Raw genomic sequence first — 23,574 nt, forward strand, 5'->3', positions numbered from 1 at the left:
AGTTTAAGCGGCTGACGGGCCGCCTGGAGAAAGCGAAGAATGGCGACAAAAGAAAAGGAAGAGGTCGAGACTGAACGCGAAGGCGCCCCAGACGGACCTTTGCTCGACCTTTCCGATGACGCTGTCAAGAAGATGATCAAAGTCGCGAAGAAGCGCGGCTATGTCACTATGGACGAGCTGAATTCGGTGCTGCCTTCGGAGGAAGTGACCTCCGAACAGATCGAAGACACCATGTCGATGCTTTCTGATATGGGCATCAACGTGGTTGAGGACGACGAGACCGGCGAGGAAGCCGAAGGCGAAAAGAGCGAGACCGACGCCGAGGAAGACGCCAACGAGCTGGCTGAACAGACCGGCACTGCGGTTGCTGCGACCACGACCAAAAAAGAGCCGACCGACCGCACCGACGATCCCGTGCGCATGTATCTGCGCGAAATGGGTTCGGTGGAGCTTTTGTCGCGCGAAGGCGAAATCGCCATCGCCAAGCGCATCGAGGCCGGCCGCGAGACGATGATCGCGGGTCTGTGCGAAAGCCCGCTGACCTTCCAGGCCATCATCATCTGGCGCGACGAACTCAACGAAGCAAAAATCCTGCTGCGTGAGATCATCGATCTTGAAGCGACCTATGCCGGCCCCGAAGCCAAGCAGGCGCCGGTGGTCGAGCGCGTCGACGAAGACGCCAAGGCCAAGACGGACGACAAGTCGCGTCGCGGCGGCCGTGAAGAAGAAGACGACATCACCAATGTCGGCGCCGACACCCGCGGCGAAGACGATGACGAGGAAGATGACGAGGCGAGCCTGTCGCTGGCTGCCATGGAAGCGGAACTGCGTCCGCAGGTCATGGAGACCCTCGACGTCATCGCCGACACCTACAAGAAGCTGCGCAAGCTGCAGGACCAGCAGGTCGAGAACCGTCTCGCTGCTGCCGGCACGCTGTCGCCGAGCCAGGACCGTCGCCTCAAGGAGCTGAAGGACCAGCTCGTCAAGGCGGTGAAGTCGCTGTCGCTCAACAACGCCCGCATCGAAGCACTTGTCGAGCAGCTCTACGACATCAACAAGCGCCTGGTGCAAAACGAAGGCAAGCTGCTGCGCCTGGCCGAAAGCTACGGCGTGCGCCGCGAGGAATTCCTGCGCGAGTATCAGGGTTCGGAACTTGACCCGAACTGGATCCGCTCGATCTCGAACCTGTCCAGCCGCGGCTGGAAGGAGTTCACCAAGAACGAGAAGGACGCCGTCCGCGACCTGCGCGCCGAAATCCAGAACCTCGCCACCGAAACGGCGATCTCGATCCTGGAATTCCGCAAGATCGTCAATCAGGTGCAGAAGGGCGAGCGCGAAGCTGCGATGGCCAAGAAGGAGATGGTGGAAGCCAACCTCCGTCTCGTCATCTCGATCGCCAAGAAGTACACCAACCGCGGCCTGCAGTTCCTCGATCTGATCCAGGAAGGCAACATCGGCCTGATGAAGGCGGTCGACAAGTTCGAGTACCGTCGCGGTTACAAGTTCTCGACCTATGCGACTTGGTGGATCAGGCAGGCGATCACGCGTTCGATCGCCGACCAGGCCCGCACCATCCGCATTCCGGTGCACATGATCGAGACGATCAACAAGATCGTTCGGACCTCGCGCCAGATGCTGCACGAGATCGGCCGCGAGCCGACGCCGGAAGAACTGGCCGAAAAGCTCGCCATGCCGCTCGAAAAAGTGCGCAAGGTGCTGAAGATCGCCAAGGAGCCGATTTCGCTCGAAACGCCAGTTGGCGACGAGGAGGATTCGCACCTCGGCGACTTCATCGAAGACAAGATGGCGATCCTGCCGATCGACGCGGCGATCCAGGCCAATCTGCGCGAGACGACCACGCGCGTGCTGGCTTCGCTCACCCCGCGCGAGGAACGCGTGCTGCGCATGCGCTTCGGCATCGGCATGAACACCGACCATACGCTCGAAGAGGTCGGCCAGCAGTTTTCGGTCACCCGCGAACGTATTCGCCAGATCGAGGCCAAGGCGCTGCGCAAGCTCAAGCATCCGAGCCGGTCGCGCAAGCTCAGAAGCTTCCTCGACAGCTGAGGATGGATTAAAAGAAGCCCGGGCAAAACCTGGGCTTCTTTGTTTTGGAGGGTGTGATGCGACAGCTTGTGAAAACAGCGACGGGCCTTGCCGCACTTTCATTTGTGATGATGGGTGCCGCTGCTGCTCCGGTGCAAAAGCCCATCGGCATGGCCAACCCGGCTTCTGTTCATTGTGGCAATATCGGCGGACGCTCCGAGATCACCAAAGATACGGCAGGCAATGCGATCGGCTATTGCCACCTGCCTGACGGGCGCATCTGCGAGGAATGGGCGCTGTTCCGCGACAAGCAGTGCGTTGCGCCAAAAGAGTGAGCTCTGCTCAAAACAACCCGGGCACCAACCGCCAGGTGCGGCTGATGTAGGCGTCGTATTCGGCGCCGAAATGTGCGCGCAACAGGCGTTCTTCGGACGCGATGCGCGCGAGCAGGGGCAGGACTGTCAGTGCGGTGAGCACCAGGCCCACGCCAGAGCGGAAGACGAGTGCCCAGCCGAGTGAATTGACCAGCAGGCCGAGGTAGCTTGGATTGCGGATGACGGAATAGATGCCTGACGTGACCAGCCTGTGGCCCGGCTGGATGGCGACCAACCCGCTGAAACGATTGCCAAGCACAAAGACCGGCCACAGTCGCAGGACGCCGCCGGCGGCAAACAGGATGATGCCGATCCAGCGGATGGTGTCGCCGCCGATGGTCCAGAAGCCGAGGCGGTCGGTGTAGGCGGGCAGGAAAGCATTGAGCAGGCCGACCACGGCAAAGGCCGCGAGCACCCACCGGTTGGAGCGGTCTTCCCGCTCGCCGGAACTGAGATTTGCGTTGCTGAAAAGGGCGAAAGCCAAGAGCACGATGGTGAGGACGGCGGCTGTGGTACGCGCCGGGTTGGCAAAGAACGTGCCGGGACCACCGCCGCCGAGAATCGCCAGGCTCAGACTGACCAGCGTGCCTGCGACGGCAAACAGGACGATTTTGGGCGCAGGGATCATGGCAGCCTCCGTTGCACGCGCCGCACTTATAGCAGAGAGCGCTGGCAACGGCGATTGGCCCTCGCAACGGGTGTCGCGAGGGCCGGTCTGGCCTACTTGCAGGTGGTATTCAGCTGGCTGGCGACGAGTTCGCTGCCATTGAGCGTGAGCACCGAGCCGGCGTTCTGGGCCAGCGACGTGCCTGACCAGGCGCCCTGGTCGGCAAGGCAGTTGAGCGGCGTGCCGACAACGGTGACGTCGCCGCGGATGTCTTCTGCCGGGCCGGAGAAATAGAGCCCGGCCTTGGATGCATTTTCGACGCGCATGTTGCCGAAGTCGATGTCTTTCACCGGGCCGCCCAGGAAGGACCACTGGCTGCCGTAGATGAAGGCGCCATAGGTGCCGGCATTGGTGATGGTGACATCCTTGAAGCTGATGCCTGACACCGGGTTGAGGAAGATGCCGGCATTTCGGGTGCCATCGACAGTCAGTCCGTCGACGCGCACATTTGTGGTAACGGCCTCCTCAGGCAAGGTGCTGGAGGTGACAAGCATCAGCCCGTTGACCCCACCTTTGAGTGTCATATCGGTGATTGAGACATCGGAGCTGCCCTGAAGCACCACGAGATCCATGTCCAAGCCCTGCGTGGAATTGTCGATGGTGACCTTGTTCATGGTCACGTCGTTGGCGGCGACCAGCAAGATGCCCTCGCGGCGGGACTTCGAGATGGTGACATTGTCGATGGTGATGTCGGTTGCAGCGTTGGTGATGACCTCGGGCCAATCGCTCTGATCGATGCGGCTGCCGGCGAAGATGCCGTAGGTGACGCTGTCGATGACGGTATCACGCACTGTCAGCCCGCTGGTGCCGAGCGCACTGATGGCTGCAAAAGGCGCGCGGTTCGGCCGGCCCACCGCGAATTCGCAATTGGTGTTGTTGTCGCAGATGTAGAGGTCGTGGATGGAAGCGCCCGCGATGGTTGCGCCCGTCACGTTGTCGAGCCGGATGCCGTCGCCGCCAGTGTTGCTGATCTCGACATTGCGGATGTTCAGGTCCGAAGTGCCGCTACTCGCAATGCCAGCGAGCCCGCCTGAAATGGCGAGGTTCGAGATCTCGCTGCCGGTGCCCATGGTCACGACATTGGCCAGCGGATTGAGGCCCCTGAGTGTCGTTGCCTGGCTGTCGTTGCGGAAGGCGGCCGCAAGCCGGCTGTTTGCGCCGCGCACAGCGATGGAGCCGCCGCCGCCGAGCATGTGCTGGCCAGCGCCGAGCAGCAGCGACTGGGTGAGGGCGATGTCGCCGCTGGCAAGCACCAAGGCGTTGTTGCCGGCAGCACCGAGCGCACCATTGATGGCAGCGGCGTCGCCGGTGGCAGCCGAGATGGCGACGACCTTGCCGACGACCTTGCCATCGGAGACGAATTCGGCCGCTTCGACATCACCTGTCGCGCCAGCATGGGTGCGGACGAAGTCGGCCCGTTCGACGCGCTGGAACATCGGGTCGAAGGCTGCCTTGCCGTTGCTGTTGCCGCCAAGGGGCACACGCAGGCGGGCGGTGAAGCCAAACTCCGTGCGGTCTTCATTGTCGTATGAAACCGAGGCGCCGAGCGCCAGCGTCGAGCCGGAAACGCCAGGCAGGCCGGCAAAGGTCAGCTCGGTGCGCGCCTTGACGCCTGATGTGTCGTCGATGCCGTCGCCCTCATACCAGTAGCTGCCGCCGAAAACCTTCATCTGGGCTTTCATGTCTTCGGGGAAGATCGGAACGCGGACGCCTGCTTCGATGTTCGCGCCGCCGCGCGCCTGTTCTTGACCAGCGCGGAACTTGAGCTCGTTGCCGGAAATGAAGGCCTGGCTCAGGCTTTCGATCTGCCTGGCGTCGGTCAGTGGCAGGTAGACGTTGGCGCGGGCCTCGAAGCTGTTGCCGATGGCCTCGGCACCAAAGGACAGCTGGTGGAAGGTGTTGCCATAGTCGCTGTTGAAGATGTCGAGATAGCCGTAGGCGCCGAACAGCCAGTCATTGCCGTAGCGATGGCGGTAGCCCAAGCCGAACGAGGCCTGCCGCGCCGAGCCTTCGACAAAGCTTGTGCTGGCATCGAAGAACACACCGTCGCCGCTGTCGAGCAGGAAGGGCATGAAGATGCCGATTCCACCGGTACCTTGGCCGTAGGCGAGGTTGCCGTCGAATTCGAGGATGGGCTGCTGGGCTTGCGCGAGCGCATGGGAGGAGAGGGCGGTGCCGGAGACCAGCGCCGCTGCGAACAGGCTTGGGAATTTCATGATGGTACTTGCGATTCCGTTTGAACGACCGCGAGGTACAATACATGATTAAAAGAGTCTAGTTATTGACGACCTGCGACTGTGGACGGAATTTCATCCACCATTTCAATGAGATGTCTCTAATGGATCAGACGGTCGCGTTCCTGCTGCGCAAGCCCTTTTGGACGCTGGGGCATGTCGCGGCGGATAGGGAAGCCGGCGGCATCTCGGTGTTGCGGTGCGGAAATTTGGCAATCGATTGGGCCAAGATTGATTGCGGCGCTGCCCTTCCCAAGGCAAAAAAAGGCAGCAAGGAAACGACCAATCGCTAAAAAGCCTCGTTCATCATGCGTTCAAGACGCGGCTTTTAACGTCGATCAGCACAACGAACCAAGGACATATATCCAGTGTCAATCGCCCACACCCTTACGATGCGGACGGCTTTCGCATCCATTTGCGTCGCAGGTCTTGCTGCGACCGTGTCGACGTTCACGCCCAGTCCTGCCTCCGCTCAACAACAGCGCCTGGTCCGCTGCGCATCGGAAGGCGGCACATGTCGGCTGCCGTTTCCGGCCGAGGTCGTCTATGGCGCGCAAGGCAGGACCACCTCGCGCTTTATCGACGAACCGGCGGTCCGCTGCTCGAACCGCACGTTCGGCGACCCGGCACCGGGCCTGCGCAAGGAATGCTACATCGTCGAGCGCGGCCGGCGCGGCCGCGACAATGGTGGCGAATATGGCGAACCTCGCCGCAACAGGTGGGTTGTGTGCGCGAACGAGAACCAGTTCTGCGACTTCTACGGCCGCAAGCGCGTTCGCTACGGGACGATCGGGCAATATGAAGAAGGCGTGTTCCGCGATGGCGTCGATTGCAACAACGACACGTTCGGCGACCCTGTGCCCGGCGCGCGCAAGCGCTGCTATGTCCAGGACTAAGCCTGCTGGCAAGGCGTGAAGCCAGAATGGAGACAATGACGGAGGCGCCTCGCAGCACCTCCGTTTTCGTTTGCGTCAGGCGTCAACCGTATCCGGCACATACAGCGCCAGGAACTCGGGGCTCGGCGGGATTGGCGTGATGACGTCGATCAGCACGCCGTTGGGATCCCTGGTGATGAAGTGGCGCTGCCCGAAGTCTTCGTCGCGCAGCGAGCGCAGGATCGGCAACCCCTCCGCGACAAGCCGCTCATGCACGGCATCGACATCCTTGACCTCGAAATTGATCAGCAGGCCGGCGACCCGCCCGCGCCCATCCTCGGGGATCGTCTCGTGGTCGCCCTGGACGATGGCGAGATCGACGCGCCTGTCTTCCGTCGACCGCAGGTGGACATACCAGCCGGCGTCAAACTCCGACGCGAAGCGGAAATGCTTGACGTAGAAAGCGGCGGTGCCGGCAACGTCGCCGGTCATCAGAACGGGATAGTAGCTGGTCGTTTTCATGGCTTTCCTTTGCTCCTCAATCAACATACAGTCTGCATGTAAATGTGAAATAACATACAGGCTGCATGTATGCAAGAGAAGAGTCCGCGCCGCTCCAACCGCGACCGCACCGAGGCGACGCGCGGCGATCTCATCGCTGCGGCGCGAAAGCTGTTCACCGAAAAATCCTATGCCGAGACGGGCACACCCGAGATCGTGGCTGCGGCCGGCGTCACGCGCGGCGCGCTCTATCACCACTTCAGCGACAAGCAGGCGCTGTTCGCCGCAGTTGCCGAACAAGAGGCAAGCGCCGTCGCCGAAGAGGTCGAACGCGCGGCGCCCACGGCCCTTGGCGCCCGCGAGGCGCTTCTGGCCGGCACCGAAGCCTATCTCCGGGCGATGCAGGTGCCGGGACGCACGCGGCTATTGCTGCTTGACGGCCCGGCGGTTCTCGGCCGTCCCGGCATGGATGCCATCGACGACCGCCACGGCAACCGCACGCTGCGCGAGGGACTGGCCGCGACCATGCGTGCCGGGGCGATGCGCAAGCTGCCGCTCGACGCGCTCACCGGATTGCTTGCCGCCACATTCGACCGCGCGGCATTGGCGATCGACGCGGGCGCTTCGTTCGACGACCAGCTCGCGGTGATCGCCGCTGTCATCGACGGGCTGATGAAGGCGTCGCCGCAGGCGTAAGCGACGTCTCTTCGCACAAACCTGTTTGATCCAGTTTCTTGCCGATGGCGGGCCAAGGCGGGAAGCCTATGCGGCTATTGGCATGAGAGCCAAGCAAGCCGGACCAGTGCGAAACCACGGTTCGGCGAGGCAAATGGGCGCAGATTTCATCTTCTTCGCGCTGGGTCCTCCTCTTCAAACAGCATTTGCTCAAATACATAAACTTACTTGAGTTATTTTATTTGGCTGGTCATAGTCTGCTTGGCCGGCCCCTGGAGGCTGGCGGAGGCGCCCATGGGAGGGGAGTGGCCATCTTTGGGCGCCGCCTGATCACGAGAGGAGATCTTCATGACGACGATGACCCGGCGATTGTTCATCGCATCGCTGCCGCCCGCCTTGCTGGCCATGCGCACCGCAGCGCACGCCGCGCCCGCTTCCGACCTCGAGCTTATCGCCAGGCAGAAGCTTGAGCCGGCAATCGTAACCCTTCATCGCCGCCTGGAGCGCCTGACCTCGACGCTCACCTTCATGACCACCGGCGCGCATCCCGACGACGAGCCGAGCGGCCTGCTTGCGGCACTCCGCCATGTCTATGGCATCCGGCCGGTGCTGTACTGCATCACCCGCGGCGAGGGTGGCCAAAACAATATCGGCGCCGAACGCGGTTCGGTTCTTGGCGTGCTGCGAACCCGCGAAATGCAGGAGGCATCACGTTCGCTCGACGCCTCGCTGGCTTTCGGCGGGCGCGGCCATTCCGATTCGGTGCATGATTTCGGCTTCTCCAAGGATCCGAACGCCACCATCGACCGCTGGGGCCGCGACCGTGTGGTCGAGCGCATGACCTGGGCGTTCCGCCAGTACAAACCAGACATTGTCATGAACTGCTTCCTCGACGTAGCCGGCCAGCACGGCCAGCACCGTGCTGCCGTCGTTGCGACCTTCGTCACCGCCGATCTCTCAGGCAATGCCAAGGAATATCCCGAGCAGTTGGCTGCCGGCCTCGATCCGTGGAACGTGCCCAAGATCTATTCGCCCGCCTATGGCGGTGGAGGTGGCGTCTATGACGATGAAACACCGCCGCCGCCGACCACGCTGACCGTGACGGCGCCAGAACGCGACAAGATTTCGGGCGCGACCTTCCCGCAGATGGGCGAGTGGTCGCGCTCCTGCCATCTGACCCAGGGCATGGGCAAATGGCGCCCTGAACCCCAAACTGAATGGCAGCTGCACCTAGCGCGCGTCGCGCAAGGCGAGCCGGCTAGAAGCGAAAACGATATTCGCGATGGCCTGATCGCCACTGTCGGCGATGTCGCCAAGCTCGACGGCATGCCTGGCTCAGCGGCGGACGCGCTGCGCAATGCGCAAGGCCTGATCGACGAGGCCATCGCCGACTATGGCGACCCCGTGGTGGTGGTGAACAAGGCTGTCGAAATCGGCAAGGCCATTGATGAAGCCCGCAAGCAATTGCCCGAGGAACTGCGCGCCCAGGTCGCCCATCGCCTCGAACGCAAGGCGCGCGAGGTCGATCTGGTTCTGGCGGCCGCTTCGGGCATGCATGTCAGGGCCTTTACTGAGGGTGCGGACCTCAAGCCGGGCGACACCATCACCATCAAGACGCTGGTCGAGGCACCTGAAAGCGTGGTGGTGGAGAAGGCCGAGATCATCGCCCGCAAGGGACTGACCGCCAGCAACGACCAGCTGTCGGTCGCGAGCGACGCCGAGCTCACCAATCCGCTGACCGAGCAGTTCGACCCGCTCGGCGGCAATGGCGATGCCTTCGTGCGGCTGACCGTCAAGATCGGCGGCCGGTCGGCGGTGCTGGATGTCGACCTGGAAGACGCGCTCAGGGTCGTGCCCGCGGCATCCCTAGAACTCAAGCCCGATGCGGTGGTGTTCAACACCGCTGCCGATCTCACCCCCGTCGCCATGACGGCGACGGTCACCAATGCCAAGGTCGGCGATCTCAAGATCGATCTGCCTGAGGGCTGGGCGCTGAACCCGACCGGTGGGGCATCGGAAGCATCTGCTACCTTCGACCTGCAGCCGCCGGCAAAGCCGGGCGAAACGCGCTTTGCCATCGAGCCCAAGCTGCTCGGCACCGACGCCTACGCCATCAACACCTTCACCTATCCGCATATCGGCCGCTCCGTCGTGCCGACGAAAGTGTCGGTTCCGGTGCAGACAGTGGGCGCTGCGCTGACCGGGCTGAAAGTCGGCTACATCAGCGGCGGCAACGACAAGGTCGGGCTGTGGATGAAGCGGCTCGGCATCGATGTCGTAGAGCTTAGCCCCGCCGACGTCGAGCAGGGCACCTACCGCGATCTCAAGACCATCGTTGTCGGCATCTTCGCTTTCGGCAAGCGCAAGGATCTGGCCCAGGCCGTGCCCGAACTGCACAAATGGATCAAGGATGGCGGCCATCTGGTGACGCTCTACCATCGCCCGAGCGATGGCTGGGATGCCGAGAAGGTGCCGCCGCTGTTCCTCAAGATCGGCTCGCCCTCGATCCGCTATCGCGTCACCGATGCCAATTCGGAGGTCGAAATCCTCGAACCCGAACACAAGCTGCTCAACCGCCCCAACAAGATCGGGCCGGAAGACTGGGCGAACTGGGACAAGGAACGCGGGCTCTATTTCGCATCCGAATGGGACAAGGCCTACAAGCCGCTTCTGGCCATGAGCGACAAGGGTGAAGACAAGCTCAACGGTTCGCTGCTGTCGGCCGAGATCGGCAAGGGCCGCCACACCCATACCAGCCTTGTCCTGCACCATCAGCTCGACAAGCTGGTGCCGGGCGCCTTCCGCCTGCTCGCCAATCTGGTGCAGCCGGCATAAACGATGATCAAGGGCCCCGGCGCTCTGCCGGGGCCTTCCCACCACCAAGTTTGGGCGCCTGTGACATCGCTAGCCCTTGCGCGCCAAGGCACCGGATGCTTTAGGAGCGAACTCTTTTACGGGCGCAACCGATGACGTAGTGACCCGACAAATCCTCTGGGTCCTACAAAACATGATTCGTCTCGAAAATATCGGCAAGCAGAACGGTAAGCAGATCGTGTTTATCGAGGCCTCCGCAGCCCTCCAGAAGGGCGAGAAGGTCGGCCTCGTCGGCCCCAACGGCGCAGGCAAGACGACGCTGTTTCGCATGATCACCGGCCAGGAGCAGCCCGACGAGGGCCAGGTCTCGGTCGATCGCGGCGTCACCATCGGTTATTTCAGCCAGGATGTCGGCGATATGGCCGGCCGCAGCCCGGTGGCGGAAGTCATGGATGGCGCTGGCCCGATCAGCGAGATGATCGCCGAGATGCGCGAGCTGGAAGCCGCGATGGTCGACCCAGATCGCGCCGACGAGATGGACCAGGTCATCGAGCGTTACGGCGAAGTGCAAGGGCGCTTCGAGGAGCTCGACGGCTATTCGCTCGACGGCCGGGCGCGCGAAGTGCTCGATGGTCTTGGCTTCTCGCAGGAGATGATGGACGGCGATGTCGGCGCATTGTCCGGTGGCTGGAAAATGCGCGTGGCGCTCGCCAAGATCCTGCTCATGCGCCCCGACGCGCTTTTGCTCGACGAGCCGAGCAACCACCTTGATCTCGAAAGCCTGATCTGGCTCGAAGCCTTCCTCAAGGGCTATGACGGCGCGCTTTTGATGACCTCGCACGACCGCGAGTTCATGAACCGCATCGTCAACAAGGTCGTCGAGATCGACGGTGGTTCGCTGACCGCCTATTCCGGCAATTACGAGTTCTACCAGCAGCAGCGCGTGCTGGCCGACAAGCAGCAGCAGGCCCAGTTCGAGCGCCAGCAGGCGATGCTGTCCAAGGAAATCGCCTTCATCGAACGCTTCAAGGCGCGCGCCTCGCATGCCGCCCAGGTGCAGAGCCGGGTCAAGAAGCTCGACAAGATCGACAAGGTCGAGCCGCCCAAGCGCCGCCAGATAGTGTCATTCGAATTCCAGCCGGCGCCGCGTTCGGGCGAGGACGTCGTCACGCTCAAGAACGTGCACAAAAGCTTTGGCAGCAAGACCATCTATGAGGGGCTCGATTTCCAGGTCCGCCGCAAGGAGCGCTGGTGCATCATGGGCATCAATGGCGCCGGCAAGTCGACGCTGCTGAAGCTGGTGGCCGGCGCTTCCAAGCCCGACGACGGCACTGTCGCGCGGGGGCCCAGCGTCAAGATGGGCTACTTCGCCCAGCACGCCATGGACCTGCTCGATGGCGACCGCACCGTGTTCCAGCAGCTCGAAGACACGTTCCCGCAGGCGGGTCAGGCACCACTGCGCGCGCTTGCCGGCTGCTTCGGTTTTTCCGGCGACGACGTCGAGAAGAAATGCCGCGTGCTGTCGGGTGGCGAAAAGGCACGGCTTGTCATGGCGATCATGCTGTTTGATCCGCCGAACCTTCTGGTTCTTGACGAGCCGACCAACCATTTGGACATCACCACCAAGGAAATGCTCATCACCGCGCTGTCGCAGTATGAGGGCACCATGCTGTTTGTTTCGCACGACCGCCACTTCCTGGCGGCGCTGTCGAACCGCGTGCTGGAACTGACGCCCGACGGCATTCACACCTATGGCGGCGGCTATACGGAATATGTCGAGCGTACCGGCCAGGAAGCCCCCGGTCTCAGGAGCTGATGCAAGACGCGGAGCTGTAAGCTCCGCGTAGCTTGCCAGATCAGCCTCAGCCGAACATGCGCTCGCCTTGTTCGTCGACCAGTTGGCGGCCCTTGGTCAGCGACACTTCGACGGCGTCGTCGAGCGCTGCGAAGCGGTCGGCGCGGATGAACTTGTGTTCCTTGACCGTGCCGCCGACGTCCTTGGAAACGACGCCGCAGGTCTGGAACTGGCCGCCTTCCTTGTAGGGCATCGCCTTGATGGCAAAGCCCTTGTATTCGATCTCCTTGGCGACCGTGGGCGCCGACGTCTCCGCCGCACCGCCGCCACCGCCAAAAAGCCTCTTCAGAAACGACATCTGGTTCTTCCCGTTGTTTTTCCGAAGCTTAGACGCTTGCCTTGTTGCAGTCGAGGCGTTTTGAGTTCGGCGCAGCCAGAGCGCACGCGAGATGCGTGCACCCGGTTTTGCGCGGCTCGCCCTATCCGAGCGAGGCGATGATTTCGCGATAGGCGAGTTCCGGGAAGGCCTTCAGCGTGCGCGTGCGCACATTGCCGCCTTGGCCCAGGATCAGCGCAAAACGCGCTGCCACCGCGTCGTCGGGAGCCTCGGCCACCGCCACCATGTCGAATTCGCCCATGGTCAGATAAAACTGCTTGAACGAGCCGCCCATGTCGCCGAGCAGCTTCTTGGCGGCGTCGAGCCGCTTGGGCGACGAACGCACCTCGCGCACGCCCTGGTCAGTCCATTTCATCAGCATGATGTATGTCGTCACGGCACACCTCCCTCCGGCGCCACGGAGCACGGCTCAAATCGCCGGGGGCGGGCATCCGGGTCTTCGCCCACAAATGCATCCACGAAGGTGAGTATCCTCTCCTGCCGGCGTTCCGGCAAGAATGAGCCGTAGCTAATGTATGTGGAAAGCCTCAGCGCTCGGTCAGCGCCAGCTTGGCGCCGAGCATGACGAAGGCCGCGGCGAAGCTGCGGCGCATCCAGGTCATGACGGTCGGGCTGCTGGTGACGCGCGCCCGCATCGCTGCCGCGCACAGGCCGTAGATCGAGAAGATGACGAAGGTCGCCAGCATGAACACGCCGGACAGTTCGAGCATGCGCGTCAGCACATGCGGCTCGTTGGGCGCGATGAACTGCGGCAGGAAGGCAACGAAGAAGATCGACAGCTTGGGGTTGAGCACATTGATCAGCACGCCGTCGACCAGTACCTGGCGCGCGGTACGGGGATCGGCCTTGTCGTCGACCTTGAGGGCGCCGTGCTCGCGCAGGCTCTGCCAGGCCATGTAGAGCAGATAGGCGACGCCGGCATATTTGACGATTTCGAAGGCCAAAGCGCTGGTGTGCAGCAATGCCGCAAGCCCGGTCAGCGCCGCGATCAGGTGCGGGACGATGCCAAGCGTGCAGGCGAAGGCGGCAAGCACGCTTGCCCGACCTCCGCGCGATAGCCCCGCAGCGAGCGTATAGACGACACCGGTTCCCGGCGAAGCGACGATGATCAGCGTGGTCAGCAGGAATTCGATCGACACGGGGCATCCTCCCTCAAGAAGAGGCGACCATAGTGCATGGCGAGCGCCGGTGGAAGCCACCCGAAAACCTTGAGGACACGGGGGGAGATCGCGGCTCGAAAATCAGCTCCGGTTTTTCGAGCCGCGGCTGATCTCAGATGCTTGGGCCGTCTTCGGTCACAGACTTCTTGTCGTTCTTGGTCAGGCCTGTGAGGCGGTCGATGTAAGCGAGCAGCAGCGCCGAAAGCACGAAGGTCAGGTGGATCAGGGTCAGCCACATCAGCTGTTCGGAGGTGTATTGCTGGTGGTTGAGGAAGACCTGCAGCAGGTGGATCGACGAGATCGCAACGATGGTCGAAGCGACCTTGATCTTGAGCGAGCTGATGTCGATGGTACCGAGCCAGTGGACCTCGCCATCATGGTTGTCGAAGCGGCTGACGAAGTTTTCGTAACCGGAGATGATGACCATCACCACAAGCGAGGCAACAAGGGCGGCATCAATCAGCCCGAGCACCTTGAGGATGGTGTCTGTATCGTCGAGCACCATGACCTTGATGACGAACTCATAGAGCTTCTTGACGAAGGACAGCGCGTAGATGCCGAGCGCCACGGCGAGGCCGAGGTAAAACACCACGAGCAGCCAGCGCGAGGCAAGGATGATGGATTCAACAGCGTGTTCGAGGCGCTTCATGGGACGTCCGAAATTTCTGGGATTGGGAATTGAGGCTGTAGCCGCACGAATGCAACAGGTTTTGGGATAAAACAAGGCCCGGCCGCTGGAGGGGGAATTCGGCCGGGCCTGTATCTCCTGAAACGCCGGAGATGGGACGGGGCAGGGAACCACGTCGCCCTCAAAATGGCATCAAAATCCAGCGATTCAATGGCCAAAGCGGGGTGATCGCGTGATTGTTACCGGCGATCCTGCACCCGATTTAGGCGCGGTTGAAGCTCGGGGTCATGAAAAAACCCGACCCACTGATTGCGCGGGCCGGGTCTGTTTCGTGACTGCCAGCCGCTAGTTGGCGCTGGCGGTCGGCGCCACCAAAGGCGTGATGCGACGAATGGCGACGCGGCGGTTTTCGCGTTCGGGCTTTTGCGTCTTCACCTTGAGATAGCGCTCGCCATAGCCTTGCGTCGACAGGTTTTCCGGCGCGATGCCGAAGACATTGGTCAGCGCGTCGGCAACTGCCTCGGCACGACGGTCCGAGAGCGCCAGGTTGGCGACATCGGAACCGACGGCATCGGTGTGGCCCTCGATGAGGAAGGTCTCGGCCGGGTTCTTCTTGAGCAGCTTCTCCATGGCATTGGCGACACCCTCGAGCTTGGAAATCTCGCTCTCGGGGATCGAGGCCGAGCCGAACTCGAAGCTCAGCGTGTCGAGGTCGACACGACGCGCGATGTCGCGCACGCGGGCCGAACGCTTGACCTCGTCGATCGAATAGAGGCGCTTGACGCGCTCCACCGGGGGACGTTCGAGGAAGTCGTAATACGCGCCTGGGTCTTCGACATATTGCGCGTCGAGAATGTATTCGTTGCGCGGGATATGCAGTTGCATCGGCGGCAGGTCGAGACCCGGATCGCGCCACTCGTCCATCTGCTGGTAATACTGATCGTCGACATAGCTCAGCACATATTCGCGCCCGTCGGGGGTGATGCGCGAACGCTGGACGATGTCGCCATAGCGGTTGCGGATGGTGATGATCTGGTTGCCATTGTCGCGGAGGATCACCTCGCGGGTGCGGCCGCGCGGCAGATCCTCGTAATAGACGTCCTGGGCGTCGCGCGTCATGCGCGGCCTGTCGTTGCTCTCGACGATGATCTGGTTGTTGATCTGGATGATGACGCGGTCGCCGATCTCGCGCACCACTTCGGTGCCTTCGGGGCGCGGTCTGCGGCGCAGGTCGACTTCGGGCACCCGCTCGATGCGCGTGCCTTGTTCGGCGGTCACCGGCTGGATGGTGACCGGCTGGGCCTGCACGGTTGCCGCCTTGTCGTCGACGGGTGGCGGACCGGGATCGACCGGCACCGGCTGCGGTTGAGCTGTCTGCGCGCCGCCCTGTGCCGGTGGCTGCGCCGGCTGGCCGGCCTGTCCACCCTCGGCGGGCTTGGCGGGTTTGCCAGCCTCGACAGGTTTGGCTTCGGCCGGAGGCGGGGTTTCCTTCTGGCTGTCGAGCAGTGGGGCTTCGTTCGGATTGACCGGCGCCTCGCCCTGCTTGGCGGGCTTTTCACCGGTCACGGGTTGCTCACCAGTGGCCGGTTTTTCACCTGTTGCGGGCTGCTCACCGGTGGCCGGTTGCTGCACTGGCTGCTCGCCAGTCGCAGGCTGCTGTGCCGGTTGCTCGCCAGTCGCAGGCTGCTCCGTCGCGGGCTTCTGCTCGGCAGGCTTATGCTTTGAAGGCTGTTCGCCCTGGGCCGGCTTTTCGCCGGCAGGTGCCGTCGTTTCGGGGGCAGGGGCTGGCGTCGGCACCTGTTCCGGCGTGGCTTCCGCCGGCTTTTCCGCCGGCTTCTTCGAAGGCTTTTCGGCAGGCTGCTCGGCCTGCGGCTTCGGCTCGGGCTGAGCTTGCGGCTGCGGCGCCACTTCAGGCGTCGGAGCGGGCTGGGCCTGTTCGGCGGCCGGCGCCTTGTCCTTCTTATGCTTGGGTGCGGGCTGTTCAGCCTGCGGCTCGGGCTGTGGTGCTGCCTCCGGGGCAGGGGCAGGCTGTGCCTGCGGCTGTTCGGCGACGGGCTCGCGCTTCTTGTGCTTGGGTGCGGGCTGTTCAGCCTGCGGCTCAGGCTGCGGTGCCGCCTCTTGGGCAGGTGCAGGCTGTTCCTGCGGCTGCTCGGCGACGGGCTCGCGCTTCTTGCGCTTGGGTGCGGGCTCTTGCGCCTGTGGCTGCGGTGCTGGCTCGGCCTGAGGGGCTACCTCCTGCTGAGGCGCTTCGTGCTTCTTGCGGCGCGGTTCGGGCGCCGGCTGCTCGGCCTGCGCTTCCGGTGCTGGCTGTTCTGCCTGGGGGGCCGGCTGCTCGGCGCGTGGTTGCGGAGCTGGCTCCGGTTGCGGCGCGGGAGCAGGCTCGGGCTGTGGCTGTGGCTGTGGCTGTGGCTCAGGTTGGGGCGCGGGCGCCTGTTGGCCGCCGCCCTGACGCGCGGCGCAGGCTTCGGCCGATTCGCCTTCCTGGCACTGTGCCTGCACGCGAACGAGCGGCAGCGTCAGGCTTGCATCACCCGCCGCGCCATGCGGCAGCGGCATGGCGCCCAACGGCGCGGATGCCATGAACAGGCCGATTGCCGTGCCTGCGAGAATCCGTGGTTGGCGTTTCATCGTTGGAAATTCTCCTTGAAGTAGGGTCCCGTCCCCGCCCAAACATGTGGAACCTGACAATGGTTCCACTCCGCCCGGCAGTCGCATCGCTTCGGGGCATTTGCCCGACTGCAACAAGGCAATATCGTGGTTTCACTGAACTGGCGATGAATGCGATGCTCGCATTGGCTTGACGCGGACGGCGATGCGCGCCACATGCCACAGCATGGACGAGCCCTTCTGGAAAACGACGCCGCTGGAGGCGATGAGCCCCGCGCAGTGGGAATCGCTATGCGATGGCTGCGGCAAATGCTGCCTGTCCAAGCTCGAAGACGAAGACACCGGCGAAATCTACTGGACCAGCGTCGGCTGCCGCCTGTTCGACGGTGCGACTTGCCGCTGCTCGGACTACGCCAATCGCCTCGCGCGCGTGCCCGATTGCGTGGGGCTTACGCCGCAAAATGTCCGCACCATCACCTGGCTGCCCAGCACCTGTGCCTATCGGCTCGTCGGCGAGGGGCGCGACCTCTATTGGTGGCATCATCTCGTCTCCGGCAGTTCCGAGACGGTGCATGACGCCGGCATCTCGGTGCGCGGCCGGCTGACGGCTTCGGAGGACGACCTGGCCGAGCCGGAAGACTATTTCGACCACATGCTCGAAGAAGAGCCGTAAGCGCGCAGACCCCATCCCGATCGCCATATAACCGGTCGCCTTCAGTCGGCTATCTCGCAGCTGCACCGCGACTCACGCCGTGTAACGCGCTGTAAGAAATATCCTGCAAAATCAAATATTTGCCAGATGAACCGAATATGAATGCACGGTTCGAAATCGGTTCAGCTTGGGTGGTGCACTCTACGGTCATCGCTCAGGCAAAGACGGCTTGACGCCACGGAGTTCAAGGAGAAGACCATGTTCGACAAGATCAAGACTGCCGCCCTTTCAGCCCTTATCGGCTTCAGCACGCTGGCGGCAATTCCCGCTTCGGCCCAGGCAGATGGCCTTTACCTCAACCTTGGCCAGGGCCAGCCGCGTGTCGGCGTCTATGTCCAGGATGGCAACCGTGACAACGGCCGGTGGGACAATCGCAACAACGGCCGCTGGGATGACCGCAATGATAGCCGCTGGGGCGGACGCCCTGATGATGGTCGCTGGAACCGCAACTGCACGCCCGACCGCGCGCTCGACAAGGCCGATCGCATGGGTGTGCGCCGCGCCCGCATCGTCGACGTCAACCGCCGCACCATCACAGTGAGCGGCCGCAAGTATGGCGAGCGCATTGCCGTCAGCTTCGCCCGCGCCCCGAACTGCCCGGTTGTGCGCTACTAGAGCCTGTTTCATTCCGATTGGATCGGAATGAAGTTCCAAACAAAACCCCGGAGGCCAGGCCTCCGGGGTTTTTCATTGTTTGCCAGCGCCATGAAGTTCTGTCGCGCGTGAACGCGCGGCAGAATTCCAGTCCGCTTGTCAGTTCTTCAGTTCGCCTGTCAGTTCTTCAATTCGAACGTGACGTTGACCTGGACGCGGTAGGCGTTTTCGCCGGCTTCGACGGGAACCGAACCTGCGGCACGGTCGAACGACTTGGACTGCATCGGCATCGGCGGCGAAGCGAAGGACTGGTCGGCGATCTCGATCACCTTGCCGAGATTGACGCCGGCTGCCTCGGCCAGCACCTTGGCCTTGGCAATGGCGTCGGCCACCGCAAGCTTGCGCGCCTCGGTGATGATGGGCTGAGGCTTTTCGTTGGTGAAGCTGATGCCGCCACCCTGGTTGACGCCGAGCGACACCGCCTTGTCGAGGACATCGCCGGTCTTGGAGATGTCGCGGATGCGCACCGAAAGCGTATTGGTGACCTGGTAGGCGACGAGTTCGGCTTCCTGCGATCCGTCCGGCTTGTTGGTGAAGTTGTAGCGCGGCTGGATCTGGATGCCTGCTGTCTGCAGATCGCGTTCGGCGATGCCGGCGGACTTCATTGCGGCGATCACGGCGGCCATGGCGTCGTTGTTGGCGTCGAGCGCCTCGCGCGCCGTCTTGGCCTCGCGCATCACCGACAGCGACAAAAGCGCAAGATCAGGCGCAACCGATGCTTCGCCTTCGCCGGTCACGATGATGCGCGGCGAGGGCTGATTGTCGGCGCGGGCGGCAGCCGCTGGAAGTGCGAGTGCCGCTGCAAGTGCGAGCGCCATGTATTTGCGATTCATAATATATTCTCCATTCAGCGTTGCCCTTCGAGAGTGTCGAATAGGGATGGATTATGGGTGGATTGCGGCAGCGCGCAATAGATGCGCGAAGATGGCTTGTGCCGGCCCCGAAAACTTACTATCCAGCCCGCGTGGGGCCTGTAGCTCAATGGTTAGAGCCGGCGGCTCATAACCGCTTGGTTGGGGGTTCGAGTCCCTCCGGGCCCACCATAAGTATTTGATGCGCTGTTGTGCGTGTGGGGCCTGATTTGCGCCCACCCACATACACCCCAAGAAAAAGGGCGACTCGCGCCGCCCCGTCACAACAAGCCTGCATGACTGGTATCGGCTATAAATCCGTGTTCCTGATCAATTCGATCGGCGCATCGAGCGTCCAGGTGACTCCGCTCGGCTGAAAGCTGAGATGGCCAACGCCGTTGAGCGCCAAGGGCGTCACGCGCTCGAGCACGATCTTGCCGAATCCGCTTCTGGATGCCTGGCTGACCGCTGGCCCGTTGCATTCCGTCCAGGTCAGGCGGAAGCGATCGGATGCCGTCCAGCCGACCGAGACGGTTCCGGTGTCGGACGAGAGGGCACCGTGCTTGGCCGAATTGGTGGCAAGCTCGTGGAAGGCCATTCCGAGATTTTGGACCGCGATCGTCGACAGCGTGATCGGCTCCCCCGATGTCTCGACGCGATGCTCGGCGGCGAAAGGCCGGATCTGGTTGTCGACAAGATCGTCAAGGTTGGCGCCGCGCCAGTCGCCGTCGACAAGCAAGTCCTGGGAGCGCGACAGCGCCATGATCCGGTTGCGGATCTGGCGCTCGAATTCGGCCACTGTCGCTGTGTGTTTGCCCGTCTCGCGGATCATCGAGAGGATCACGGCGAACTGGTTCTTCACCCGGTGATTGACCTCGCGCATCAGCATGCGGATACGGTTGTCGCTCTCCTTGCGCTCGGTGATATCCCGGGCGATCTTCGATGCGCCGATGACCTTGCCGGTGGCGTTTCGCACTGGCGAGACGGTGAGTGAGATCGCCACTTGCCGACCATCCTTGCGTCTTCTGACGGTGTCGAAGTGCTCGACGCGTTCGCCGCTTCGCACCTTGGAGATGATGAGGTCTTCCTCGTCCTGCCTGTCGGCCGGGATCAGCAGCTTGATGTGCCTGCCGATGGCTTCATCCGCCGAATAGCCAAACAGCCTCGTGGCGCCGGCGTTCCAGCTCTGAATGACGCTGTGGAGATCCTTGCTGATGATGGCGTCGTCGGAGGATTCGACGATCGATGCCAGCAGGTGGGTCTTTTCTTCTGCTTGTTTTTGCGCCGAAGTGTCGACCAAAAGGTTGATGGCGCCGGTGATCTTGCCGGAACTGTCACGCAGAGGTGCTGGAAAGGCAAGGAAAGGGACGAGCGTACCGTCCGGTCTTTCGGCAATGGCCGCAGCACCACGGATCGTGCGACCCTCCTTGAGCGCCAGCGCCATCGGGCAATCGCTATGTGCGAGGGGATCGCCTTCGGCCGTCCTGAGCCGCCAGGAACCGCACCACTCGTCTTTTCCGATTTCGGGGCGATGTCCCCAAAGTTCGGCCGCCGCCTCGTTGAAATAGGTAATCCGTCCGTCCACATCGGTCGTATAGACCGCAGCGGGCAGCGCGCCGAGCAAGTTCTCGCGATTGGTCATTCACGCAGCCGCCCCGTTTGGCATTGATAGGCTACTCAACGCGAATACGTCATAAGTCGTTCCTTCGACGTATCCCTCGCCGCAGGCGTGCTTAAACGATCATGCCTTGCCGTGGCGACGGCTTAAAGCATCAAACGCGGTTTGCGCGTCCACAAACATCTAGCTCGCCTTGCTCTCGGTGCGGCTCAGCGCGGCATACTCCTTGGCGAGATGGTCGAGCAGGGCGCGCACCGAAGGCAAAAGGCCACGACGTGAGGGAAAGACCGCGTGGATGATGCCGGTCCTGGGTGCCCAGTCCGGCAGCACGTCAACAAGCGTTCCCGCGGTCAGGTCGGTGCTGACGACCATCGTCGGCAGCCGCACCACGCCGACGCCGCGCAACGCCGCGTGGCGCAAGGTCACCATGTCTTCGGTGACGAAGCGTGGTTTGTGGGGAATGCGCGCTGTCGCCCCGTTCGGGCCGTCGAGGCGCCATTCGTGCTCGTCATGCGCCGGCCCCCAGGCAAGGCTCGGCAACGTGCCGAGATCGGCGGGAACCACGCCGCCGGGCAGGTTTTCGAGCAGCTTGGGGCTGGCAACCAGACGCTGCGGGCTGTCGGCCAGCACCTTCATGACGAGGTCGCTTTCCTCAAGCGGCGGAAAGCGCACCCGGACCGCCATGTCGAAACCCTCGCGGATCACGTCGACGCGCCGGTTGGTGCTTTCGAGATGCACCTCGACCTTGGGATAGCCGGCCAGGAAACTGGCGATCATCTCGCTGACCTGGAAATAGACGATGGAAGAAGGACAGGCGACCCGCACGATGCCTTGCGGCTCGGAGCGGGTGCGCTCGATAACTTCCTGCGCCGCGTCGGCCTCGATCAGCATGGCGACGCAATGGCGGTAATATTCGGTGCCGATCTCGGTGACGGCAAAGCGCCTGGTTGAACGCTGGATCAGGCGGACGCCGAGGCGCTCCTCGAGCAGGCCGATGCGCCGGCTGAGCCGCGATCGCGGCATGCCGAGCGCGCGCGCGGCTGCGGCAAAGCCGTTCTGGTCGACGACCTGGACGAAAAAATAGAGATCATTCAGATCATGCATGGCTGTCGATTGTCTCGTTTATAGGACAGTGTGACTGAATCTTGGCGGCTACCGCGTAGTTTGTCCCATGCATATTCTCTTGGCAACACAACCGGTCACGGTTCGCAAGGAGAAACATCATGAGAAGGATTTTAGGGGTCTACAGCGCGTCTTCGCCGCATTGGGTCGGCGACGGCTTCCCGGTCCGGTCGGTCTTTTCCCAGACCACGCTCGGCCAGCACATCAGCCCGTTCCTGCATCTCGATTATGCCGGACCGCAGGCCTTCGCCCCTTCCGACAGACCGCGTGGCGTTGGCGTCCACCCGCATCGCGGCTTCGAAACGGTCACCATCGTCTATCAGGGCGAGGTCGAACATCGCGACTCCACCGGCGCGGGCGGCCTGATTGGCCCCGGCGACGTGCAGTGGATGACGGCCGCATCTGGCATCCTGCACGAGGAATTCCATTCAAAGGCATTCACCGAGCAGGGCGGGGTGCTGGAGATGATCCAGCTCTGGGTCAACCTGCCGGCCAAGGACAAGAATGCCGTTGCCGGCTACCAGACGCTGCTTGATGCCGACATTCCGACGGTGAAGCTGGCTGAAAAGGCAGGCACGCTGCGGGTCATTGCCGGCGACTATCAGGGCAATCGTGGACCGGCGCACACGTTCACGCCGATCAATGTGTGGGATCTCCAGCTCAAGAACGGTGGCTCAACGTCACTGGAATTGCCGGAGGGCCATGCCGTTGGGCTGGTCGTGCTGCGCGGCAACATCGTGGTCAATCATGCCGAGCCGGTGCGCGAAGCCCAGTTCGTCCTGCTCGACCGCAATGGCGGCGCCGTCACGCTCAACGCATCGAGCGACGCGACAGTGCTTTTGCTGAGCGGCGAGCCGATCGACGAGCCCGTCGCCTGGAAGGGCCCGTTCGTCATGAACACCGAAGAAGAACTCATGCAGGCCTTCGCCGATTTCAGGCGCGGAGGCTTTGGTCGGATCGCAAACTGACCACACGAGATCAAGGGCCCGGCACAGCTGGACCCTTGCAAGCAGGGTTCGCACGACAGCGAGCCAAATTCACCAGCAACCTCACAACCATCCAACAGGAGATGAAAATGAGTGTGAACACCAATGTTGCCAATTTCGACGGCAAGCGCCCGGTCATCGACCCCAATGACGCGGTCCTGCTTCTGATCGATCACCAGAGCGGCCTGTTCCAGACCGTCGCCGACATGCCGATGACGACGCTGCGCAACCATGCAGTGGCCCTCGCCAAGATGGCGACGCTCTCCAAGATCCCGGTCATCACCACCGCTTCGGTGCCGCAGGGCCCGAACGGCCCGCTGATCCCCGAGATCCACCAGAACGCACCGCATGCGAAGTATGTGGCGCGCAAGGGCGAGATCAACGCCTGGGACAATCCCGACTTCGTCGCCGCCGTCAAGGCGACCGGGCGCAAGACGCTGATCATCGCCGGCACCATCACCAGCGTGTGCATGGCCTTCCCGTCGATCAGCGCGGTATATGACGGCTACAAGGTGTTTGCGGTCGTCGACGCCTCGGGCACCTATTCGAAGATGGCGCAGGAGATTACGCTTGCCCGCATCGTCCAGGCCGGCGTCGTGCCGATGGATACCGCAGCGGTTGCCTCGGAACTGCAGAAGACCTGGCATCGTGAGGACGCCCAGGAGTGGGCCGAGGTCTACACCAAGATCTTCCCTCCCTACCAGCTGCTGATCGAGAGCTATCTCAAGGCGCAGCAGGTCGAGAAGGACCACGAGCAGCTCGACTCGCAGAAGTAACAAACAACTGGATTGGCGGGGCGAAAGCCTCGCCAATCTCCGACTTCGAGAACACTGCGTCTCAAAAAGCGCTCTTATAGGG

The 23,574-nt window shown here is 62.7% G+C and carries 22 protein-coding genes and 1 tRNA gene; 12 read left to right on the top strand and 11 right to left on the bottom strand.

The window, feature by feature from the left end:
• The first annotated feature begins 39 nt into the window (after window positions 1-39).
• Both rpoD and AC1RTB_RS10270 read left to right on the top strand, forming a co-directional pair.
• The gene (gene rpoD / locus AC1RTB_RS10265; protein WP_492877387.1) at window positions 40-2,067 is read left to right on the top strand and encodes an RNA polymerase sigma factor RpoD; all 2,028 of its coding nucleotides are present in this window, start codon (window positions 40-42) and stop codon (window positions 2,065-2,067) included.
• A gap of 56 nt (window positions 2,068-2,123) precedes the next feature.
• Window positions 2,124-2,381 carry a putative hemolysin gene (locus tag AC1RTB_RS10270; RefSeq protein ID WP_492877385.1) on the top strand — a complete coding sequence of 86 codons (258 nt, stop codon included), beginning with the start codon at window positions 2,124-2,126 and terminating at the stop codon, window positions 2,379-2,381.
• A 7-nt stretch (window positions 2,382-2,388) separates the two neighbouring features.
• Here AC1RTB_RS10270 and AC1RTB_RS10275 read toward each other — a convergent pair whose 3' ends face one another.
• Both AC1RTB_RS10275 and AC1RTB_RS10280 read right to left on the bottom strand, forming a co-directional pair.
• Entirely contained in the window at window positions 2,389-3,048 is a 660-nt protein-coding gene (locus AC1RTB_RS10275; protein ID WP_492877383.1) for a methyltransferase family protein, read from the bottom strand.
• Window positions 3,049-3,140: 92 nt separating this feature from the next.
• Complete coding sequence (locus AC1RTB_RS10280; RefSeq protein ID WP_492877381.1) at window positions 3,141-5,303, bottom strand: right-handed parallel beta-helix repeat-containing protein; 2,163 nt, start codon at window positions 5,301-5,303, stop codon at window positions 3,141-3,143.
• Between the two features lie 122 nt (window positions 5,304-5,425).
• On the opposite strand from AC1RTB_RS10280, the gene AC1RTB_RS10285 reads away from it, so the two are divergent.
• Both AC1RTB_RS10285 and AC1RTB_RS10290 read left to right on the top strand, forming a co-directional pair.
• Entirely contained in the window at window positions 5,426-5,614 is a 189-nt protein-coding gene (locus AC1RTB_RS10285; RefSeq protein WP_492877379.1) for a hypothetical protein, read from the top strand.
• A gap of 75 nt (window positions 5,615-5,689) precedes the next feature.
• On the top strand, window positions 5,690-6,217 hold the full coding sequence (locus AC1RTB_RS10290) for a hypothetical protein (protein ID WP_492877377.1): 528 nt from the start codon (window positions 5,690-5,692) through the stop codon (window positions 6,215-6,217).
• Between the two features lie 75 nt (window positions 6,218-6,292).
• Here the strand turns inward: AC1RTB_RS10290 and AC1RTB_RS10295 are convergent, their stop codons facing one another.
• Window positions 6,293-6,718: a VOC family protein gene (locus AC1RTB_RS10295; protein WP_492877375.1), complete on the bottom strand. Its 426-nt coding sequence runs from the start codon at window positions 6,716-6,718 to the stop codon at window positions 6,293-6,295.
• Window positions 6,719-6,787: 69 nt separating this feature from the next.
• Here AC1RTB_RS10295 and AC1RTB_RS10300 point away from each other — a divergent pair, with 69 nt between their 5' ends.
• The 3 genes from AC1RTB_RS10300 to AC1RTB_RS10310 all read left to right on the top strand — a co-directional run bounded on the left by AC1RTB_RS10300 (window position 6,788) and on the right by AC1RTB_RS10310 (window position 12,002).
• Complete coding sequence (locus AC1RTB_RS10300) at window positions 6,788-7,393, top strand: TetR/AcrR family transcriptional regulator (RefSeq protein WP_492877373.1); 606 nt, start codon at window positions 6,788-6,790, stop codon at window positions 7,391-7,393.
• Between the two features lie 327 nt (window positions 7,394-7,720).
• Window positions 7,721-10,207 carry a PIG-L family deacetylase gene (locus AC1RTB_RS10305; RefSeq protein WP_492877372.1) on the top strand — a complete coding sequence of 829 codons (2,487 nt, stop codon included), beginning with the start codon at window positions 7,721-7,723 and terminating at the stop codon, window positions 10,205-10,207.
• 172 nt (window positions 10,208-10,379) lie between these two features.
• Window positions 10,380-12,002 carry an ABC-F family ATP-binding cassette domain-containing protein gene (locus AC1RTB_RS10310; protein ID WP_492877370.1) on the top strand — a complete coding sequence of 541 codons (1,623 nt, stop codon included), beginning with the start codon at window positions 10,380-10,382 and terminating at the stop codon, window positions 12,000-12,002.
• Window positions 12,003-12,048: 46 nt separating this feature from the next.
• On the opposite strand, the gene AC1RTB_RS10315 is transcribed toward AC1RTB_RS10310, so the two are convergent.
• The 5 genes from AC1RTB_RS10315 to AC1RTB_RS10335 all read right to left on the bottom strand — a co-directional run bounded on the left by AC1RTB_RS10315 (window position 12,049) and on the right by AC1RTB_RS10335 (window position 16,794).
• Window positions 12,049-12,339, bottom strand: coding sequence for an HlyU family transcriptional regulator (locus AC1RTB_RS10315; protein WP_109575233.1), 291 nt, complete (start codon window positions 12,337-12,339; stop codon window positions 12,049-12,051).
• A 121-nt stretch (window positions 12,340-12,460) separates the two neighbouring features.
• Window positions 12,461-12,754: a GYD domain-containing protein gene (locus tag AC1RTB_RS10320; protein WP_476782203.1), complete on the bottom strand. Its 294-nt coding sequence runs from the start codon at window positions 12,752-12,754 to the stop codon at window positions 12,461-12,463.
• A 151-nt stretch (window positions 12,755-12,905) separates the two neighbouring features.
• Window positions 12,906-13,517: a LysE family translocator gene (locus AC1RTB_RS10325; RefSeq protein ID WP_492877368.1), complete on the bottom strand. Its 612-nt coding sequence runs from the start codon at window positions 13,515-13,517 to the stop codon at window positions 12,906-12,908.
• Window positions 13,518-13,650: 133 nt separating this feature from the next.
• The gene (locus AC1RTB_RS10330) at window positions 13,651-14,187 is read right to left on the bottom strand and encodes a TIGR00645 family protein (RefSeq protein ID WP_492877366.1); all 537 of its coding nucleotides are present in this window, start codon (window positions 14,185-14,187) and stop codon (window positions 13,651-13,653) included.
• A gap of 324 nt (window positions 14,188-14,511) precedes the next feature.
• On the bottom strand, window positions 14,512-16,794 hold the full coding sequence (locus AC1RTB_RS10335; RefSeq protein ID WP_492877364.1) for an OmpA family protein: 2,283 nt from the start codon (window positions 16,792-16,794) through the stop codon (window positions 14,512-14,514).
• A 205-nt stretch (window positions 16,795-16,999) separates the two neighbouring features.
• Here AC1RTB_RS10335 and AC1RTB_RS10340 point away from each other — a divergent pair, with 205 nt between their 5' ends.
• Together AC1RTB_RS10340 and AC1RTB_RS10345 are read left to right on the top strand one after the other, a co-directional pair.
• Entirely contained in the window at window positions 17,000-17,446 is a 447-nt protein-coding gene (locus tag AC1RTB_RS10340; protein WP_492878163.1) for a YcgN family cysteine cluster protein, read from the top strand.
• A 237-nt stretch (window positions 17,447-17,683) separates the two neighbouring features.
• Window positions 17,684-18,100 carry a hypothetical protein gene (locus AC1RTB_RS10345; RefSeq protein WP_492877362.1) on the top strand — a complete coding sequence of 139 codons (417 nt, stop codon included), beginning with the start codon at window positions 17,684-17,686 and terminating at the stop codon, window positions 18,098-18,100.
• A 158-nt stretch (window positions 18,101-18,258) separates the two neighbouring features.
• Here the strand turns inward: AC1RTB_RS10345 and AC1RTB_RS10350 are convergent, their stop codons facing one another.
• Entirely contained in the window at window positions 18,259-18,972 is a 714-nt protein-coding gene (locus AC1RTB_RS10350; protein WP_492877361.1) for an SIMPL domain-containing protein, read from the bottom strand.
• A gap of 134 nt (window positions 18,973-19,106) precedes the next feature.
• On the opposite strand from AC1RTB_RS10350, the gene AC1RTB_RS10355 reads away from it, so the two are divergent.
• Window positions 19,107-19,182 (top strand) — tRNA-Ile (locus tag AC1RTB_RS10355).
• A 118-nt stretch (window positions 19,183-19,300) separates the two neighbouring features.
• On the opposite strand, the gene AC1RTB_RS10360 is transcribed toward AC1RTB_RS10355, so the two are convergent.
• Window positions 19,301-20,632 carry a sensor histidine kinase gene (locus tag AC1RTB_RS10360; protein ID WP_492877359.1) on the bottom strand — a complete coding sequence of 444 codons (1,332 nt, stop codon included), beginning with the start codon at window positions 20,630-20,632 and terminating at the stop codon, window positions 19,301-19,303.
• Between the two features lie 159 nt (window positions 20,633-20,791).
• Window positions 20,792-21,712, bottom strand: coding sequence for a LysR family transcriptional regulator (locus AC1RTB_RS10365; RefSeq protein ID WP_492877357.1), 921 nt, complete (start codon window positions 21,710-21,712; stop codon window positions 20,792-20,794).
• A gap of 119 nt (window positions 21,713-21,831) precedes the next feature.
• Here AC1RTB_RS10365 and AC1RTB_RS10370 point away from each other — a divergent pair, with 119 nt between their 5' ends.
• Together AC1RTB_RS10370 and AC1RTB_RS10375 are read left to right on the top strand one after the other, a co-directional pair.
• On the top strand, window positions 21,832-22,698 hold the full coding sequence (locus AC1RTB_RS10370) for a pirin family protein (protein WP_492877355.1): 867 nt from the start codon (window positions 21,832-21,834) through the stop codon (window positions 22,696-22,698).
• Between the two features lie 107 nt (window positions 22,699-22,805).
• Window positions 22,806-23,492: a hydrolase gene (locus AC1RTB_RS10375; RefSeq protein WP_492877353.1), complete on the top strand. Its 687-nt coding sequence runs from the start codon at window positions 22,806-22,808 to the stop codon at window positions 23,490-23,492.
• Window positions 23,493-23,574: the final 82 nt, after the last annotated feature.

The organism is Aminobacter sp. GW821-FHT11F06, from assembly GCF_058808215.1.